The 20,038-nt window shown below is 38.0% G+C and carries 16 protein-coding genes and 1 other annotated feature (1 of these 17 only partly in view); of the genes, 4 read left to right on the top strand and 12 right to left on the bottom strand.

Annotated elements, in window-relative coordinates; genetic code table 11:
- Positions 1 to 150 (bottom strand) — a binding site (T-box leader) (it extends 94 nt beyond the left edge of the window).
- Between the two features lie 246 nt (positions 151 to 396).
- Entirely contained in the window at positions 397 to 1,995 is a 1,599-nt protein-coding gene (locus KGI01_RS04480; protein WP_141273650.1) for an N-acetylmuramoyl-L-alanine amidase family protein, read from the top strand.
- A gap of 51 nt (positions 1,996 to 2,046) precedes the next feature.
- Here KGI01_RS04480 and dtd read toward each other — a convergent pair whose 3' ends face one another.
- From dtd to KGI01_RS04420, 12 genes are all read right to left on the bottom strand, one after another.
- Complete coding sequence (dtd, locus tag KGI01_RS04475) at positions 2,047 to 2,484, bottom strand: D-aminoacyl-tRNA deacylase (RefSeq protein WP_068452385.1); 438 nt, start codon at positions 2,482 to 2,484, stop codon at positions 2,047 to 2,049.
- 18 nt (positions 2,485 to 2,502) lie between these two features.
- Positions 2,503 to 4,698, bottom strand: a complete 2,196-nt coding sequence (locus tag KGI01_RS04470) for a RelA/SpoT family protein (RefSeq protein ID WP_141273648.1) — start codon at positions 4,696 to 4,698, stop codon at positions 2,503 to 2,505.
- Between the two features lie 177 nt (positions 4,699 to 4,875).
- On the bottom strand, positions 4,876 to 5,388 hold the full coding sequence (locus KGI01_RS04465; RefSeq protein WP_068452380.1) for an adenine phosphoribosyltransferase: 513 nt from the start codon (positions 5,386 to 5,388) through the stop codon (positions 4,876 to 4,878).
- A gap of 7 nt (positions 5,389 to 5,395) precedes the next feature.
- A complete protein-coding gene (gene recJ / locus KGI01_RS04460; RefSeq protein WP_141273646.1) occupies positions 5,396 to 7,732 on the bottom strand; it encodes a single-stranded-DNA-specific exonuclease RecJ in 2,337 nt (778 codons plus the stop codon).
- A 103-nt stretch (positions 7,733 to 7,835) separates the two neighbouring features.
- Entirely contained in the window at positions 7,836 to 8,579 is a 744-nt protein-coding gene (locus KGI01_RS04455) for a prepilin peptidase (protein WP_141273644.1), read from the bottom strand.
- Positions 8,580 to 8,592: 13 nt separating this feature from the next.
- On the bottom strand, positions 8,593 to 9,375 hold the full coding sequence (locus tag KGI01_RS04450; protein ID WP_141273642.1) for a hypothetical protein: 783 nt from the start codon (positions 9,373 to 9,375) through the stop codon (positions 8,593 to 8,595).
- Complete coding sequence (pilM, locus tag KGI01_RS04445; protein WP_141273639.1) at positions 9,372 to 10,913, bottom strand: pilus assembly protein PilM; 1,542 nt, start codon at positions 10,911 to 10,913, stop codon at positions 9,372 to 9,374. Before pilM ends, KGI01_RS04450 begins: the two co-directional genes overlap by 4 nt.
- Before the next feature lie 82 nt (positions 10,914 to 10,995).
- Complete coding sequence (locus tag KGI01_RS04440) at positions 10,996 to 11,442, bottom strand: prepilin-type N-terminal cleavage/methylation domain-containing protein (protein ID WP_255314734.1); 447 nt, start codon at positions 11,440 to 11,442, stop codon at positions 10,996 to 10,998.
- 88 nt (positions 11,443 to 11,530) lie between these two features.
- On the bottom strand, positions 11,531 to 12,736 hold the full coding sequence (locus KGI01_RS04435) for a type II secretion system F family protein (protein ID WP_141273635.1): 1,206 nt from the start codon (positions 12,734 to 12,736) through the stop codon (positions 11,531 to 11,533).
- Complete coding sequence (locus tag KGI01_RS04430) at positions 12,733 to 13,776, bottom strand: type IV pilus twitching motility protein PilT (RefSeq protein ID WP_141273633.1); 1,044 nt, start codon at positions 13,774 to 13,776, stop codon at positions 12,733 to 12,735. Before KGI01_RS04430 ends, KGI01_RS04435 begins: the two co-directional genes overlap by 4 nt.
- A gap of 16 nt (positions 13,777 to 13,792) precedes the next feature.
- Complete coding sequence (locus KGI01_RS04425; RefSeq protein ID WP_141273631.1) at positions 13,793 to 15,451, bottom strand: GspE/PulE family protein; 1,659 nt, start codon at positions 15,449 to 15,451, stop codon at positions 13,793 to 13,795.
- Positions 15,448 to 16,797, bottom strand: a complete 1,350-nt coding sequence (locus KGI01_RS04420; protein WP_170214727.1) for a VanW family protein — start codon at positions 16,795 to 16,797, stop codon at positions 15,448 to 15,450. The genes KGI01_RS04425 and KGI01_RS04420 overlap by 4 nt, the downstream gene beginning before the upstream one ends.
- Before the next feature lie 221 nt (positions 16,798 to 17,018).
- Between KGI01_RS04420 and KGI01_RS04415 the strand changes: the two genes are divergently transcribed.
- The 3 genes from KGI01_RS04415 to KGI01_RS04405 are packed head-to-tail and all read left to right on the top strand — an operon-like array spanning position 17,019 to position 19,998.
- A complete protein-coding gene (locus KGI01_RS04415; RefSeq protein WP_141273627.1) occupies positions 17,019 to 17,468 on the top strand; it encodes a type IV pilus modification PilV family protein in 450 nt (149 codons plus the stop codon).
- Between the two features lies 1 nt (position 17,469).
- Complete coding sequence (locus KGI01_RS04410) at positions 17,470 to 17,961, top strand: type II secretion system protein (RefSeq protein WP_141273625.1); 492 nt, start codon at positions 17,470 to 17,472, stop codon at positions 17,959 to 17,961.
- A gap of 3 nt (positions 17,962 to 17,964) precedes the next feature.
- On the top strand, positions 17,965 to 19,998 hold the full coding sequence (locus KGI01_RS04405; RefSeq protein ID WP_141273623.1) for a pilus assembly PilX N-terminal domain-containing protein: 2,034 nt from the start codon (positions 17,965 to 17,967) through the stop codon (positions 19,996 to 19,998).
- Positions 19,999 to 20,038 lie beyond the last annotated feature (40 nt).

The following is a 20,038-nucleotide window of genomic DNA, read 5'->3' as shown; positions in this document are numbered from 1 at the left end:
TCCGTTCTCCCCTACTATGATTGCTCATTTCGAAAAGAAACCTCTCGAGTGTTATTCATCTACTCGTACTATTGAAAAAGATTTCAGCCACGTCTTTTTCTCTCTAAAACAGTCTATAGAGTTGACTACTTGCTCGGTCATAGGTGATATATAATTCATTTCAGATTAACTAATATGATAGAGTTTTCCCTACCTTCTGTCAACATCTATTTACGTAAATATAAACTGACTTATCTGACCAATCTCCAATTCCCTAAATAAAAAGAGCAATAAAGTGAAGCTATTTACCTAATTTTGAATATATACATAAAAAATATTATTAAAAATACATTTTTTTAAAGTTATTATAGCTTTTTAGTACCTAAAGCATATACAATGTAAGAAAGGAGGAGAATTATGGTCAACTTTATTCAAAAAAGTAAAAAATTAGGTATCGCTCTGTTGCTATTAATTGCAACAATTTTAACCGCGTTACCAGCAACAAGTTCTGCCGCAACAACGACACAGTACAAGGTTAACACGTCCAGTTTAAATGTTCGTTCGGGCCCTTCAACGAATTACAAAGTCGTTTTCACGTTGAAGAAAAACACCGTCGTAACGAAACAAGCAACAAAGGGTTCTTGGTTTAAAATCAAATCAGGTTCAAAGACTGGCTATGTTTCTTCTAAGTACTTAACGGCAGTAAAAAAAGTAACAGTAAGTTCTGCAACATCAACACAATACAAGGTGAATGCTGCAAGCTTGAATGCCCGTTCTGGTCCTTCAACAAATTATAAAACCGTATTCACGTTGAAAAAGAATGCAGTCGTAACAAAGCAAGCAACAAGCGGTACATGGTTCAAAATTAAATATGGTTCGAAGACAGGTTATGTATCTTCTAAATATTTAACTGCGATTAAATCATCTGAAACATCTACATCTTCTACACCTGCAAAAACTACATACTTCTATGTAACAGAACAAACAGGTTTATCACTTCGTTCTGGTGCTGGCGTAAACTACAAATCATTAGGTGTAACCGTTCCTTTTGAAGCAAAAGTAAAGATCCTAAAAGAAAACAAAAATAATTGGATTCAAGTTACGTACAAAGGTAAAACAGGTTGGATTAATGCCCATACAGCTTATGGTTTTAAATCAACAACAAGTTTCGCTTTCACTTCAGTGAAGGTGACAAAAACGACATACCTTGTTATGAAAGGTAATTCATTAAATGTACGTAAAATGCCAAATGTTGCTGCTCCAAAAGTAGCATCTATTGGCATTGGCTTCACAGGTAAAGTACTACGTACATCAAATAATAACTGGGTTGAAATTGAATACAGCAACAATAAACGCGGCTGGGTATCTGCCAATACAGACTTAAGTATTTTAACAGATAAAATCGATCAAGTGGGTAATCCAAGTAGTCAACCATTAAGAGGCCTAAAATTCGTAATTGATGCTGGACATGGTGGTAACGATTCAGGTGCTGTTGGTACAGACTTAAACGGTAAACGCGTAACAGAAGCTGAATTAACATTAAAATCAGCAAAAGCAGTACAAGCTAAAATCGAATCACTTGGCGGTACAGTGTTTATGACACGTACAGGCACAGGTGCGCTTTCTTCTGACAAAGTGACTGATTTAGGTTTACGTGCAAAAGCAGCAGCAAAATATGGTGCAAATGCATTTATCAGCTTACACTATAATTCTGCAACACCTGCTGCTGAAGGAATCGAAACACTTTATTACAAAGCCGATTCAAAAGAATTCGCAAGTACAATTCATAAAAATGTAATGGAAGCTCTTAAAGAAGAATATAATGGTATTAAAGACCGCGGTCCAAAATTCCAAAATGTTATGGTATTACGTGAAAATACAGTATTTGCTACATTAGTAGAACTTGGTTTTATCTCTAATAAAACTGAATTAACACGTATGAACACAGATAAATACCGTGCAACGATTGCAGAAGGTATTGCAAACGGCGTATTAGAATACTACTTCGGTGAATAATAATATGTATGAAAAAACGAGGCTTGGGCATATGCTCAAACCTCGTTTTTATTATGCTTCTAGCAGAATCGTTGTTGGTCCAATATTCGTTAATTGAACATCCATCATCGCTCCAAAAATACCTGTTTCAACATGCATACCTAAGCGGCGAAGCGTATCGTTGAATTCTTGCCATAGAGGTTCTGCAATTTCTGGGCGTGCAGCTTCTGTAAAGCTCGGACGATTCCCCTTTTTCGTGTTGGCATAGAGCGTGAACTGTGAAATAGATAGAATCGCACCTTGTTCATCAACAATGGAACGATTCATCTTCTCCTCTTCATCTTCCCAGATGCGTAATTTCACAATTTTATTCGCCAATGCCTCTACTTGTTCTTTTGTATCACTTGCTGTAATACCAACAAGTAATACGTATCCACGATTAATCTGTCCAACAATTTGACCATCTACTGTCACTGAAGCTTGTTTTGCTTTTTGTAATACAACCTTCAACTGTTAACAGCTCCCTACTTAATTATTCACACGTTGTACCGAATAAATATCTTGAATCGACTTAATTCGGTCAACTACTTTTAACATATGATGAATATCACGAATTTGTAACGTTAAGTGAATCGTCGCCATCTTATCACGATTTGCACGTGCATTCACTGCAAGAATGGATGTTTTTGTTTCAGATACAACTGCCATTACTTCAGCAATAAAGCCTGGACGGTCGTAACCTGTTACTTCAATATCCACCGAATATAATTTAGAGTCTTGTTGTAATGCCTGACTCCACTCTACTTCAATTAAGCGGTCCTGTTCATCTGCTGTCGCAACATTTGGACAGTCTGCTCGGTGAACCGATACGCCACGTCCTTTTGTAATAAAACCAACGATTTCATCACCTGGTACGGGACGACAACAACGCGATAGACGAATTAATAGATTATCCAAACCTTTGACAACAACACCCGTTTCAGTTGGCTTCGTATCTTTTGGCGTGTTCATCTCTTTCGTGATTTTTTCCATCTGTTCTTCATGGTCACGCTGTTTACGGATTTTTTCTGCTAGGCGATTAACAACTTGTTGTGCTGTCATACCATTAAAGCCAACTGCTGCAATTAAGTCTTCTTCTGTCGCATAGTTCAATTTTTCACAAACACGTTTGAAGTTTTCTGACGTTAGTACCTCTTTTGGATCGAAGCCTTGTGCTTTAATCTCTTCTTCAATTAGGCGCTGTCCTTTTTCTGCATGGTCTTCACGCGACTGCTTTTTAAAGAACTGCTTAATTTTATGTTTTGCTTGTGAAGATTGGGCAATTTTCAACCAATCATGCGATGGGCCGAACGACTGTTTTGACGTCATGATTTCGACGATATCACCTGTGTGTAGTGGCGTATCTAAAGGTACCATCTTACCATTTACTTTCGCACCAATCGTCTTGTTACCGATTTCAGAATGGACACGATACGCAAAGTCAATTGGTACAGAGCCGGCTGGTAATTCTAATACATCGCCTTTGGGTGAGAATACATAGACCATGTCAGAGAATAAATCAAATTTTAATGATTCCATGAATTCTTCCGCATCCGATGATTCATTTTGGAATTCTAAAATCTCACGGAACCATGATAATTTACTATCAATATTTTGTTGTTCCGGCTGTACACTTTTTCCTTCTTTATAAGCCCAGTGCGCTGCTACCCCGTATTCAGCGATATTGTGCATCTCAACCGTACGAATTTGGATTTCAAGTGGATCGCCATATGGGCCAATCACTGTCGTATGTAATGATTGGTATAGATTTTGTTTTGGCATCGCAATATAATCTTTAAAACGTCCTGGCATCGGCTTCCATAATGTATGCACAATCCCAAGTGCTGCATAACAATCTTTAATACTCTCTACAATAATACGAACAGCTAATAAATCATAAATTTCGTTAAACTGCTTATTTTGCATCTCCATTTTGCGATAAATGCTATAGATATGCTTTGGTCGACCTGAAAGTTCCGCTTCAATACGAATATCATCTAATTGATCGCCAATTTCTTCCATTACTGAATTTAAGTATTGTTCACGTTCAACACGTTTACGCTTCATTAAATTCACAATACGATAATATTGCTGTGGGTTCAAATAGCGAAGCGCTGTATCTTCTAGCTCCCACTTAATTGTCGAAATCCCTAAACGATGTGCAAGCGGTGCAAAAATTTCAAGTGTTTCTTTTGAAATGCGGCGCTGCTTTTCAATCGGTAGATGTTTCAACGTACGCATATTGTGCAAACGGTCAGCTAATTTAATTAAGATGACACGAATATCTTGCGCCATCGCTACAAACATTTTGCGATGGTTCTCTGCTTGCTGTTCTTTTTTTGATTTATATTTAATTTTCCCTAGCTTTGTTACACCGTCCACTAACATCGCTACTTCTTCACCAAAATGCTCCACTAAATCTTCTCGCGTATAATTCGTATCTTCTACAACATCATGTAAAAAACCAGCCGAGACAGTTTCAGGATCCATTTGAAGCTCTGCTAATATACCTGCAACTTGTATAGGATGAAGAATATACGGCTCTCCTGAACTGCGGAATTGCTCTCTATGTGCTTCCTCCGCTAAATCATATGCTCTTTTTACAAATGCCACATGTTCTTCGTTCATATAAGAGGTAAGCGTTTCAAAAACCTCTTCCACTGTCATCACTCGATCTTTCGCCATGTTCAGCTCACCCTATTTCATAAATTTACCGATTAAGATATAAGAATAATTGTATAAAATAACTACCTATCTTGTAAAGGTTAAGTACATGAATTTCCTTGCTCCTTCACCGAATAGTGAAAAACCCGTTCAAAAAGTCGAAACTCTTTGAACGGATTTTTTTAAAAGACGTAAATATTAGTATTCCATAAGAGAAAAAATGTCATATCCTGTGATTTTTTCGCGTCCTTTTAATTCTGTTAATTCGATTAAGAATGCACAACCGACAACTTCGCCACCTAATTGTTCAATTAGTTTGATTGAAGCCTCTACTGTACCGCCTGTCGCAAGTAAATCGTCAACGATTAATACTTTTTGACCTGGTTTTACAGCATCACTATGCATTGTTAATGTATTTGTACCATATTCCAAGTCATACTCTTGTGAAATCACTTCACGTGGCAACTTACCTGGTTTACGAACAGGAGCAAAGCCAATTTCTAAAGCATAGGCAACCGGGCAACCTGTAATGAAACCGCGCGCTTCAGGGCCTACGATTAGTTCAGCACCCATTTTTTTCGCATAATCAACAATTTGGTCTGTCGCATATTTGTAAGCTGGGCCATTATCCATAATTGTTGTAATATCTTTGAATGAAATGCCTTCTTTTGGCCAGTTTTCAACAACTGTTACGTATTTTTTTAAATCCATGGTTTCCTTATTCCTCCTCAGAAACTGATTGTTCTTGTCTACACAAGTCTAACCAATCTCTTAAATCCATATATTGGGCGTACAAGAGTTTTTGTTCTAAAGCTACTTGTTCCTTGCGTTCCTTATAGATCGTTGCAGACTCGATTGCACGCTTATCTGGATTATCTATAATTTTCGCAAGTCCATTCTCTATTGTAACAAATTTCAGCTCAAAAAACACCTGTGTCATGAAAATCAACATCGCACGACTCCAACCTTTATGTTTGGCTAAATCATTTAGATGTTGACGTAAATGAAATTCACGACGTTTTTTCAAAAAACTATAGTACCAGATGAATTGTTCACGTGTTGGCATCCCTTCAAATAGGTGTGAATTCGCTACATGAAAATGCGCATACACACGCATCGGTTGAACCGTTTGTAAAATATGCTTCACTTGTTGTTCATGCTTTGGTAAATCTAAAAAGACAATATATGACGTGTACGTAGATAATTCTTTTTCCTCGTCATAAAGCGCAATTTCTTTTGGAATAAGTGTTGTAAAATAGTCGACTGTTTCACGCTTGAACGCGATAAATGTCGTTTCTTCAATCGGCATTTTTTGAAGCCATTTTGAAATTTTATTACCGCCACGCAAGTCAAATAGTTGCCAATCATCGGTGTGTACATCTGAAATTAATAACTGTGCTTTTTTATGATTATTCCACTCATTAATTTGTAAATCGCCCGCAAATGATAAGTCGATTCCTTTTGTTAATTCATCTGCTAAATACCCTTTATGAAAACCGATTGCATCCAATGTATGTTTACCATCGCCAAGCTCCATCTTCACATGGTCTTCGTTCGCTCCAATTTTACGCATGGATTGGATCGACGTTTTCGGAATACCGTACATTGGTTTTGTAAATCCAACACCATACGGAGCAAGTGTGCGAACTGCCTCAATCGCTGAAACATCAATTTCTGACACATCGACAGGAACATCAATTTCTAAAATCGGAATCAAGTCTTCTTCTGTTAGACAGACCATTGCCTGCTCATGAAGTCGTTCACGTAACTCGTCGACATCTTCCATCGCAAGTGTCATACCTGCTGCCATCGGATGTCCGCCGAACGCAGGAAGGATATCGCGATTTTTGTCGAGTTCTAGATACATATTAAATCCTTCAATACTACGTGCTGAACCTTTCGCAATTCCTTTTTCTAAATCAATACCAAGCACAATCGTTGGCTTGTAATAGCGCTCGACTAAACGAGAAGCGACAATTCCTACTACACCCGGATTCCATCCTTCTTCTGCGACAACGAGTACACGTGAGTCACGAATTTCATCGATATTTTCAACCAGATCAATCGCTTGTTTCGTCATATTTGCCACAATATCTTTTCGCTCTTTATTTTTCTCATCAAGCAATGTCGCCATTTGCATCGCAGTGTCGGCATCTTGCGTCATTAAAAAGTCGACTGCTTCTGTCGCATCACCTAATCGACCAATCGCATTTAGGCGCGGACCGAATGAAAAGCCGAGCGTTTCTTCTGTAATCTCTTCAAGTGCAACATCCGATACCTTCGCTAATGCTTGTAGCGATACGTGCTGTGTGCGCTGTAAATGTTCTAATCCACGCTTCACTAAATAGCGATTCTCGTCATGCAGTGGCACTAAATCGGCTACTGTACCAATCGCTACAAACTCCACTAAATGCTCTGGGAATCGTCCAAGTAAGGCATGCGCTAGTTTGAACGCGACACCAACACCTGCTAACTCACCAAACGGATACTGCCCTTCTGGAATACGTGGATGAATGATGACATCTGCTTCTGGTAACGTCCCTGCTGGTTCATGGTGATCCGTCACAATAACATCTAACCCTAGTTCTTTTGCAACAGCAATCGGACCATTCCCTGCAATCCCGTTATCGACTGTAATGATGAGTTGAACACCATCTTCTGCCGCCTGTCTAAATAATCGCTCTGAAGGCCCATAACCGTCGATAAAACGGTTTGGAATCACATGTGTAACATTTGCCCCTAACTCGACTAGAGCGCTCTTTAACACCGTCGCACTCGTAATACCATCACTATCGTAATCGGCATATACAAGAATCGACTGTTGTTGCTCAATGGCTTGTTGAATACGTTCTACTGCCTCTTTCATTCCATGCATTAGAAAAGGATCGTGTACTACTTGTTCATCCATATGTAAAAAAGCTTGTGCTTCCTCGACTGTTTGAAAGCCACGTGCCACTAAAATTTTGGCCGCAAGTGTCGGTAACTGTAAAGCTTGTTGAAATAACGTCACTAATTGTTCATCTGGCTGTTGAATGCGCCATCTTTTATTTGTCATATTCTCACTTCCTCATCTACTCATTATAACGAAAGTCATGGACGAATAGATACCATTTGATATAAAAAGAGCGCATCTTTTCCGAAGAATCGATGCGCTACAATTATGTAAATAGATGTAAATACCAATTAAAAATGGCTTCACCATGAAAGTAAACGATGAATGTTGCCACCGCAATCGATGGCCCAAATGGAATCGTCTTACCGAACCCACGTCGTAAAATGATGGAGACGATGAGACCGATGAGTGCTGCAAAGAATAAGGATAGGAATGTTAGTTTAAGCCCTAAAACTAATCCCAGCACAAAATACAGTTTAATATCGCCACCGCCCATACCGCCTTTTGATAGGATGGATAGTAACAATAATAAGCTAAAGCCAAATGCAGCACCTAAGATCGCATCCCACCACGGTTGTAATGGTGAAATAATGCGCATGATGGCAATTAAAGTACCAAAAATCAATAATACGCGGTCCTGAATAATCGTATAGAGTAAATCAGATACGGTAATAATCGCTAATAATGATATCAGTAATAGTGCTACAACCAGTTCTTTTGAAAACCCAAGTTGCGCATAAGCATACGCAAAGAGAATACCTGTTAATGCTTCAATAATGACGTGAAAAGGTCCATATGTTGCACCGCATGTACGACACTTCCCACGTAAAAAGAGATAGCTAAAAACAGGTACTAAATCACGCGCAGTAAGAGGTGTCTGACAGCTTTCACAGTGCGACCCTGGTCGAATAATCGACTCCCCTTTTGGCCAGCGCATACCAACTACATTAAAAAACGAACCACATACTAACCCGATTAAAGCGAATACGATTGTGTAATACAGTTCCAAACTTCATCACCTACTATTCCTGATCTTTTGCATAAAATGTCGTAATCTGTACGTTTGCTTGTACAGGGTATTCAGCAGGTGTATCTTCTGGATTGGTTGCTGGATCCGTCGTTTGCTGTTCGACAGCCGCTTCTGGATTTGCAATCTCATAATCAACCGAGTCAATCTTCATTAAACGCGGATAGCGCTCGATATTTTGTAAAAATTGACGCACATCTGCTATATCTTCACCTGATACAGTGAACGACACAGTAATTAACTCCATGTTACCAAGAATTTCTTCATTAGCAAGGTCAGATGTTGGTGTTTCTGTCTTGGTTTTATCTGTTTCCTCTTTTTTCGCCTCATCTTCTACTTGTTTTTCAGCTTCTTCGGTTGTTTTTGTCGGCGTATTTGGATCAGACGTATTTTCTTCATTTGATGTATCACCTTGAAGCGTATCTTTTGCAGAAGCATCGTAGTTATTAAATGCGACACTGCTCACTTCTGTTGCTGTTTGTCCTTCAAACTGCTCTAGCATACGAATCAACTGACTAATATCACGATTTTTTGGTACTTTCATACGCAATTCCGCATCGCTTCTTTTTGATGCTTCCGCGTTCTTTTGATCTTGCTGCAATTGAATACGTAAATTCGACGCTTCATCTACTAACTGCACATTTTCAGCTTTTAAGGCATCGCGTTCTGACCATTTTGGTTCTAATATATACGCATAAATACCATAACCAACTCCGCCAACTAGACAGATTGCAAGAAGGATGAGAATGAGTTGCTGTCTGTTTAACTGTTTTTTCATGACTCCTTCTCTCCTTCAATTAATTTGGCTAAGTTTAGATCAAGTGTTAACTGCGCTTTGTGACGCGGTACACTCGTCGCAGCGTTCGGTAGTTCTACTGGATTCACTTCAATTGTTGTGACTTTAATATCTGTAAATAACGGATTCGTCTGTAACTGATCGACATAATTTGCGACCTGTGTGAATGTTTCATATTGAATATCGACAGTCGCTTGATTTGCACTAAATGTAAAGTTCAGCTCATATTCATACGGCTGTAAATCTTTTCGAATGGCATCTATGACCGGCGTCACAGGATAGGCAAGACGTTCAATCACTTTTACTGCCGCATCTAATGAATTTTGCTTCTCTTGTTCATAAGCTGCTACTTTTGCTTTTTCATCATCGACAATCGCTTGATTCGCTGCTTTTTCTTGCTCTAATGCTTTAATTTCTTTCGAGATGGATGCATTCCAAAGCGCAATACTCGCAATCAAAATTGTCACGACAACGGCTGCTCCCCAAATCCATACTTTCTTACTACCTTCAGCTTTGAATGATGGAAGTAAGTTAATATTTGGAATGGCTGATAATAATTCATCTTTTAATGCTAAGCCGACTACTTCCGCATTACTCGCATGTAGTGCTGGGAACTGTTCTTTAACGCGACTATCTTCCAATGTATAAATCGGAACATCCATCTGACTCTCTAACATATTTTTTATGTATGTAATTTCAGGACAATCCCCTAGTAATATAACTTGTTCGACATTTTGTTGATCTTTATTAATGGAGAAACGATAGAAGTTCATAATACGATTCATTTCAGCTAATGCTTCCATTAAATCCATTTGATACTCACTTGTATTTCCCTTATACGTAAATGTTAGATGATCGCCTTCTTCTGTTGGCTCCCACTGTACTAATTCCGTTTCAATCGTATGATAACGAATGAATTCAAGTACGCCCTTATCATAAATTGATAGCGATAATTCATTAATCGACACTGCCACCGTCATCGTAATACGATCCACAAATTCCGGGAAGATTTGTTCTACCATACGCAATGTCGCTAGTGCGCGGGCATCGGCAGCGACTGGCTTTAATCCCGCATCGTATAAAATGCCTTGAATTTTTCGAATCTCGATACCATTCGTCGCAAATAAGAGTGCCTGTCCCTCTTCTGGTAAATCGACCACGTCAATAACCGGTTCTTCAAATGGCAAATGTACTGACTGCCCAATCTCTAGTTCAAAATATTCTTTAATCGCAGCACCACTTAAATCAAGTGGATAATCGACTTTACGCATCGTTAATGCATTATCAGGCACCGTAAAAATAACCGATTGCCCTTTTAATTTAGATTCTTTTACAATTTGTTTAATTAATTCAAATACACCGACTTCATCAACAATTGCACCGTCTCGAATCAAGTCTTTTGGTAAGTCTTGCTCAATTAAGATTGCTTTCGTTAAATCTTGCTCATGATATTGAAATAATTGGATTTTATAATCATTATATGTCAACGCAACCTTTTTCTTCGAGCCCAATTTCATCATGATTGCCTCCTACTTTTCTAAATCAAACCAACACTTCGGCACGAAGCCGTCGAAGGACGGCTTCTAAACGAAAGGCTGGTTACTATTTGTTGCCCATTGCTTTAGCGATATCAGCTTGTGTAGTTGTATTATCAGCATCTACACCAGCATCTTTTTTATAAGTTGAGTTTAGTTTTCCAAAATTTTCATACGTAATTTTATACTCATCACCTTTTTTTACAACTTGGTCACCACTAGCTAATGTTACACCTTCTACATATTTTGCTAAAGCTGCTTTATCACATGTATATACGCTAGGATCACTAGTTGTATCTTCTGAACATGCACCATCTGCGATTGCTGTCTTAGCACCTGCTACAACTGCTGTTGCATCAGATAAGATGGCTTTTGATTTTGAGTTCGAGATGATACTGCCGATTGCTGGAATGGCGATTAACGCGATGATTGCTAGAATAACGATAACAGCTAGTAACTCGATTAGCGTTAAACCTTTTTCATTTTTTAATTTCTTATTTAGTAGATTTCTCAATGAAATCCCTCCTCTTTCTTTTTTGTCCTTGCTGAAAGTACGTTCGTTTGTCATTGTACGTTCACCTCCCTTCAAGGTGATATTTATTTTAGATTTGTTCGTATAGACTTAACATTGGCATCATAATCGCTGCGACGATGAAGCCGACAATTCCTGCAAGTAAGACAATCATTAATGGTTCAATGAGTGACTTTAGGGCATCCACCGTACGATCCACGTCATCTTCATAAAACTCGGCTACTTTTTCTAACATATAGTCAAGTGAACCTGTCTTCTCACCAATGAGAATCATCTGTGTTACAAGGGGTGGGAATACCCAACTCTTTTCTAATGGTTCTGCGAGTGAACTGCCGCTTTCAAGCGATTTCTTCGCCTCACGTAATACTTTTTCGATAATCGGATTGGCTGAAATCTTCTCCACAATCGTCAGTGCATTTAAAATCGGTACAGAACTACTAAAGAGCGAAGCAAGTGTACGTGTCATGCGCGCAATCGCAGCCTTTTGTAATACGGGTCCGAAAATTGGTGTTTTCAGTAACACATAGTAGACACCAAAGTGGAATTGCTTGTTGTTTTTAAATAAGAAACTGAACACTGCAATGATTGCAATAAGAATGCCTAAGAATAGCCACCAATACGCTTTTAGGGCATCACTCAGTCCGAGTACGAATACAGTAATCGGTGGTAAATCAGCACCAAAGCTCGCAAAGTTCTGTGTAAACTGCGGTACAAGCCATAACAACATGAATGCACCGACACCTAAAATTAAGATAATGAGCATAATCGGATACATCATCGCTGATTGAATTTTCTTTTTTAACTTGAATGTCTTTTCATAACTGCCTGCAAGACGATCTAATGTATCATCCATGTTCCCTGTCGCTTCCCCTGCTTTCATCATGTTGACGAATAATGTAGGAAATACTTTCGGGAACTTGACAGCAGATGTTGAAAAGGCAATCCCAGCACGAAGGTCGTCCTCTACTGTATAGAGTGCTTTTTTCAGTGCCTTACTCTCCGTCTGTGCCGCTAAGATATGAATCGACTCGACAATCGAGACACCTGCACGTATCAAGGTCGCAAACTGACGACAAAAGATAACAAAGTGCTCCATCTTCACAGCATTCCCAATCGTTAAATCCAGATGGAGAATACTGCTCGATTCTTTCACTTCACGCGGACTAATACCTAAATCACGAATCTTCGCAATTGCCTGTGTTTTACTCTCTGCTTCCACTGAGCCCTTCTTTTGTTCACCAAGTTTTGAGCGCCCAGAATATTTATAAACGGTCATCCTAAATCACCTGTACGCATAAATGTTTGCGCTGTTTCGAAGTCGATTTTTCGCTCCGTTAGTAATTGTTGAATCGATGTGTCAAGCGTATGCATCCCGAGAGAACGCGATGTCTGCATAATATTCGAAATTTGGTGAACTTTATCATTTCGAATTAAATTCGCAACAGAAGGTGTTTGAACTAATACTTCTGTTGCTGCAACACGCCCTTCCGTATCAATGCGACGGAATAGACGTTGCGATACAATCCCTTGTAAAACATTGGCTAATTGAACACGAATCTGTCCTTGTTGATGTGGCGGAAAGACGTCGATAATTCGGTCGATTGTTGTCGGTGCACTACTCGTATGAAGCGTCGCCATAACTAAGTGACCTGTTTCAGCAGCTGTAATCGCTGTTGAAATCGTATCCAAATCACGCATCTCCCCGACTAAGATGATATCGGGGTCTTGTCGAAGTGCCGCTCTTAATCCATTGGCGAAACTTTTCGTATCTGAACCAACTTCACGTTGATTGACAATGGATTTTTGATGACTGTGTAAATACTCGATTGGATCTTCTAATGTAATAATATGTTTCGCTTGATTCTTATTAATAAAATCAATCATCGCAGCAAGTGTCGTCGACTTACCTGAACCTGTTGGACCTGTTACAAGAATAAGTCCTTGTGGCTTTTCGCATAAGCGATATAATACTTGCGGCATATGCAGTTGCTCAATCGTCGGAATCGTTGAGTCAATCTTACGTGCAGCAAGCGTCAAACTATTGCGTTGATGATAGGCATTCATACGAAAACGACAGCGGTTTTGAAGTGAGTAGTTGAAGTCGAGTTCACGACGCTCTTCAAATTCTGCTAGGCGAAATTCAGGAATAACGGATTTCACCATACGCTCTAAATCATCTGGTAATAACTTTTCTTCTCCATAAGCTTGTAGTCTTCCATTTACACGAAAAGTAGGTGGAATTCCGACTGTAATATGTAAATCGGATGCATTCATCTCATCAGCTTTTGTTAATAATTCCATCATGTCTTTAGACATCTTTGCACCCTCCTACTTAATCTGTAACGACGCGAATGACTTCTTCAATGGTTGTCAAACCGTTCAATGCTTTTTGTAAGCCATCATGTACGAGTGGCTCATATCCTTTTTTCATCGCATTTTGTAAAATTTCATTTGAAGCGGCACCTGCTAAAATGAGTTGCTTGGCTTCTTCATCTAATTCAAATACTTCATGTAGCGCAATTCGACCGCGATAACCTGTGTGATTACATGCTGGACATCCTGCTCCTGCATGCACCTGCGCTGAATGGAAACCATATTTTAATAACACAGCTTGTTCTGTTGCAGTGACATCACGTGTACGACCACAATCTCGGCAAACACGACGTACAAGACGCTGTGCTACAATGCCTTCAAGTGACGACGTAATCAAATAAGGCTCAATCCCCATATCTTTTAAACGATCAATCGACTCAATTGCACTATTCGTATGCAGTGTACTAAATACTAAGTGACCTGTTAATGAAGCACGTGTCGCCATTTGTGCTGTCTCGGTATCACGAATCTCACCAATCATAATGACATCGGGATCTTGACGTAAGATGGAGCGTAAACCAGCGGCGAATGTTAACCCGACTTCTTCACGCACTTGAATTTGGTTAATACCTTCTAATTGATACTCCACCGGATCTTCAACCGTAATAATATTTAGCGCTTCATCATTCAAATCATTCAATGTTGCGGATAGCGTAGATGATTTACCTGAACCTGTTGGACCTGTAATAAGAACGATGCCATTCGGCTTACGAATCATACGCTCAAACTTCTGTTGATTCTGTTCCGAGAATTTCAAACCACTAATTGAGATTTGTGCATTCTTCGTATCCAATACACGCATTACCACTTTTTCACCGTAAATAGTTGGCAATGTCGATAGACGGATATCAATCGCTCGCATTTGCGCTTGGATTTGAATACGTCCATCCTGTGGTAAACGACTCTCGGTAATATTCAAGTTCCCCATAATTTTCAAACGGGCAATGACCATATTTTGCATACTTTTCGGTAATGAACGTTCTGTTTTCAACATACCATCTACACGAAAACGAATGCGGAATTCATTATCTTGCGGATCGAAGTGAATATCACTCGCTCCTTGTACAACCGCATCGTTAATGATTTGGTTCACAAGTACAACAATTGGTGAATCTTCTGCCACAATATCCGAATTATCTTCTTCTGTTGTGCCAACTAAATCACTAAGTGCCGCATCCATCGTTGCTTGTAGTTCATAGTATTTACTAATCGTTTTATTTAAATCCTGTTTTGTCGCGATACAAGGCTCAATACGGAACCCTGTCAACATACGCAATTCTTCAATCGCAAAGTAATCCATTGGATCTGCCATCGCTACAAATAATTTATTTTTCTCTTTTCGTAAAGGAACGAGTAAATAACGTTTCGCAATTTCTTTTGGTACTAATTGTATGATTTCTGAATCAATAGGGAACTGCCCCAAGTTCACATGAGGTATTCCTAACTGAAATTCAAGGACTTCGATTAACGTTTGTTCGGTTACGAGCTGCTCCTTAATCAATACATCACCCAGTCGTTCATTCGGTTGTTTGATTGCTAGTGCGTGTTGTAATTGATCTTCCGTTAATACATTTGCTTCGACAAGTAAATCACCTAGTCGCTTTCTTCCTTGTTTCACTGATTACGCCCACCCTTCTGTTTTTCAACGGAATAAATGTAATAGTAATAATCCTCATCTTCTGAATAATCCACAGTCGCATTTTTCAATTCATCTGCTGTTGGCTCATTCGGCGGTGGCGTTGGTGCTACTACATCGTCCTCTGTCGGTACTTCTGTTGTATCTTCATTCACTTCAAATGAACTATCCACTTCCGGATTCTGTGTCACTGGTTCTTCCACAATGACTTCTTCATTCGACGTTTCAATCACTTCATGGATTGGCGCATAATAATTATTACTCATTAACGTTCGTTTTGTTTCGCCCTTCTCTGTTCGAATTTGGCGATATACAGAGATTGTTAATCCATCTTTCGCTTGTTGAACAGACGCTGTCACACCTGCTCCTAGCGATTCGTTATAACGATAAATCACACCACTCGGAATCGATTCCTCATCTGCTGTGTATACTTTTACATCTGGCTTTTTCTCTCCTGCTGCGATGTAAAACTTCACATTCAATGTATTTCCTTCTACTTCTGCACGCATCTTAATCGATGAATCACGTGACACGACGAACTTTAAATCATACTGCTTAGACGGTTTAATAACAGCTTCCATTCCTGGCTCTGTATAGTTCTGCTGTAAGAGTGCTTGATGACGCTCTGCGATTTCAAATCCTGATTGTAATGCATTTTGATAAAGTGCAGATGCCATAATACTCCCTAAACGAATACTCTCTGGCACGCCAACTTGTTGGAAGAATGACAATTCCTGATTTGGCTTCACTAATACACCATTCACATTTTTCGTCATTTGCGTAATCGACTCTACTTCATCTTCCTTCAAATTGATAGAAGCAGATGAAATTTCAATACCTTCTTCAAACGGAAAATCTTTTCGTTCAATTTTTAACGGTCGATTCGGTAAAAGCGCAACTTGTTTCAGCAACTCTTTCATCTGTAAATCCGTTTCGTCCCCTAAAATCGGCTGTAGCTTTTGACGTAACTTTTCTGTTTCGTTCACCACTAGGTCAACAGAAGCACTTGGTGTAGGAGACCAAAAGTCATACCATGGTTGATCAATCTTTTTCAATAAATTATTGACCGATTGCTGTACATCAAAATTAAAATCTTCGCCCGACACCGTCACTTCATTTCGACCAATTTGGATGATGATGTCGTTCTGCTGCCACACATCGACAATTTTCTGTGTTTCTTTTCGCATCTCTTTTTGCGACATCCCGCTTACATCGACTGGACCAATTTTCGCCTGACTCCCACTCGCTTGTACGGATAATGTATGTATGGAAAATAGCGTCATAGTACCTAAAATCGTAAATATGACGATTCTCTTAAATAGACTCATGTTGAATCTCCTTTGAATGCTTTTTATATGGAAAATATAACTAATATTTGCTTTAATAATTATAATATAACTCAAAAAAATGGAAACTTCCATAACTATTAGCATATTTTTAAATTTTTTTGTGACAAAATACGAAAACGAATAGTGTTTTTTGACTATATTTTTATTACACATTATAATAAGAAGGATATATTAGGAAACTACATGTTGGGGGAATTAAGATGCCATATAATAATGAAAAAGGATTTTCACTCGTAGAAGTCCTGGCTGCTTTTGTACTAATTAGTATCATTTTGATTTCTTTTTTTACACTGTTCTTTAAAGGCAGAGAAACAACGGTTGAGTCGAAGAAGACAGTTGACGCTACATACACTGCACAACAAGAGATGGAGTCGATTTATGCAACAACGAAACAAGCGTCTAATGCAAGCATGAAAACCATCTTACCTACATTACAATATGAAATGAAAAGCTGTACAAATCCACCTAAGACGATTTACACAAAATATAAAAATGAAGTGGTCGTTGTGGAAGTGTTTGAAAACTCAAAAGAAAAAACATTACGCAATGTGATGGTATCGGTATATGACCAGAAAAAAGTGACAGATCCGTGCCGACCAAAAGTGAATCCGAAAGCACAGATGGAGAATATTATGAGAGCAGGTGATTAATATGAAAAATGAAAAAGGCTTTACACTTGTCGAAGTATTAGCAGTCATCGTCATTTTGACGATTGTTAGCGCCATTCTATTCAACTTGCTCACCTCCTCCAACAAAGAATATAAATCACAAGTAGACGATACAACGAATTTGAATGAACTCTCTTTTATTATGAAAGAAATCACACGCGATTTTAGAAAAACAAAAATTGTCGACATTCAAAATTATCAGGTTGTATTTAAAACAAAAGAAAATAATCAAGAAAAAGTTATTGCGACCTATACCTATACAAAAACAGGCAATACATTAAGTAAAAATGGCGCACCTTATCAAACAAAGATTCGTTCATTCTGTGTTCAAAGTACAGAAGAACCTTCCGTAGGTACAAAAGACTGTATGAATAATGCAGCGGGCAAAGAAAAGACATCAAAAGGTATTTATGTAAATATCGAAAATATAAATGATAAAAGAGTGGAAACGACACTTTATTCTAGAGGAGGATAAACGATGCGGAAATATGTAAAATCGAATGATGGCTATGCCCTTGTCATTGCCCTACTCGTTATTACCGTTGTCACCGTACTCGGACTCGGTATTTTAACAACGACGAGCTCATCGAAGAAATTATCGGAAGAAGAAAACAAAGACCAAACAGCATATTACATTGCGGAAGCAGGGCTGAATCAGAAGAAAGAGGAATTGAAAATTGCGAAAGATGTGTATGATAAATTTGTTGAATCTATAAAAGATCAAAAATTAACGAAGGAACAGTTTCTAAATCAATTACGAACAGTTGCCGAAGATAAACTTAAAAATCAATTAAAACCAATTGAATACGGTGCGGATGTCTTCAACCGAAAAAACGCAAAAGCAAATGTGAAAACAGTAATGACCGTTTCAGAAACTGAACTTAAATTCACGATTACATCAACAGGAATCATCAAATCAACAGACTCGGCGAACGAAAAGAAACGAACAGTTCAGTCTGTGGATAGTTATAATTTAGCGATTACTGAAAAACCAGCCGAAGAAGAATTTGGCACATCGAAATACGTTGTACATGCATTGGGGGATTTATCAATCATAAACGGAAAAATAGTAGGAAATCTGGGTTTTGCACAACCTCAAACTACGAGTAATACATTTCCATTTATAGGAAATTCGGGTGATGCATACTATATCGGCGGGACTTCTAAGACCACTTATAAACCTTGTCCATGGTGGGAAAACTCTAACACTTGTGGAAATACTTCTTATAAAAATATATCAGTTGCAGTTAAAAACGGTGATGCCGTTTTCAATGATTCTGAATTACCTAAAATCCCAGAATTTCCCAAAGAAAAATTTATTTCATTGGATAAAATAACTGACTTCTCTCTACCGAACAGTTCTTTTGAAAAACCAAGTATGTCTGATGTACAAAGTGGTCTACCAAATCTACAAACTATACCATCTGGAAAATACAAAGTAACTGTTAATGACTTTATTAATAAAAATGATATCAATATCGGTTCAAATGATGTAACTTTTGTATTTGATAACGCTATATTTAATGATTATAGATCTATTAAAATATCTGGAAAAGGCAATATCACCATTGTATGCAATACATTTGAAAAATCTAATAATGGTGATATTGATTTTGAAAAGAACAATTTGAAGTTTTATTCTCAAAACTTCAAATTAAGCAACTCAACTTCAATAAAAACTGAAGGTAAAGTAGAAATTTTTAATAAAAATAATTTTTCTATCTTTGGTCCTGCTAGTTTTTCTATTGGTAAAGATTTTACTCTATATAATCAAAATGACTTTACTCTTTCTAGTAATTCTAAATTAACAGTACTTGGCGAAGTGAAAATTTTTAATAAAGATGAATTAGATTTTAAAGAAAGTGCAAAGTTAAGCTCTGAAGAAAATGTCACAATTTATAGTAAAGGAAAATTTTCTCAAATAGGACGCGCTGGGATTGCTTCAGCTAAAAATTTAGAAGTTTACTCCGAAAAAATTTTAATAAATGCTGGTGAAGAGCTAATTATGAATATCTCTGAAAATATAAACTTTTATGCTTATAAAGAGGTTGGATTAAAAACCACTTTTAAAATGAATAGTAAAAATACAAACTTATATTATATTGGTGAAACCAAACCAGAGTTTACTGACGGTTTTAATAATAATATAAATTTTGACTTCTTAAACTCTTCTATTAAAATTTCAAATGGCTTTAATATCACAGGAAATATAATTTTACGAGGAGAAAAACCTAATAATTTACAAAAAGTAGAAATAATAGGTGGTTTAAACCTTAATACTCCTTCTTATTTTTTTGCACCTAAGTTTGATATGAAAATCTCTAATGGTGCTACTGTATTTGGTTCTGTAATCGGTAAGAATATCGAAGTAACTGATGGTGCTAAAATCACCTACAAACAACCACCTCCTAACAACGGCGGTTCTACTGGTGGGGCCACAGGTGGTGGTTCCATCGACTCCTCTTTAACACCAAACTCTGATGGTGGCTCTATAGAGGTTAATAATCCTTAAATAATTGAGAAGAAATCTCCTAGCGAGGTTTCTTCTTTTC

Origin of the sequence: Kurthia gibsonii, from assembly GCF_006539985.1 — a bacterium.
Classification (GTDB): Bacteria; Bacillota; Bacilli; order Bacillales_A; family Planococcaceae; genus Kurthia; species Kurthia gibsonii.
The sequence above is the reverse complement of the archived record's forward strand: the minus strand, read 5'-3'. Positions and strand labels throughout refer to the sequence as shown.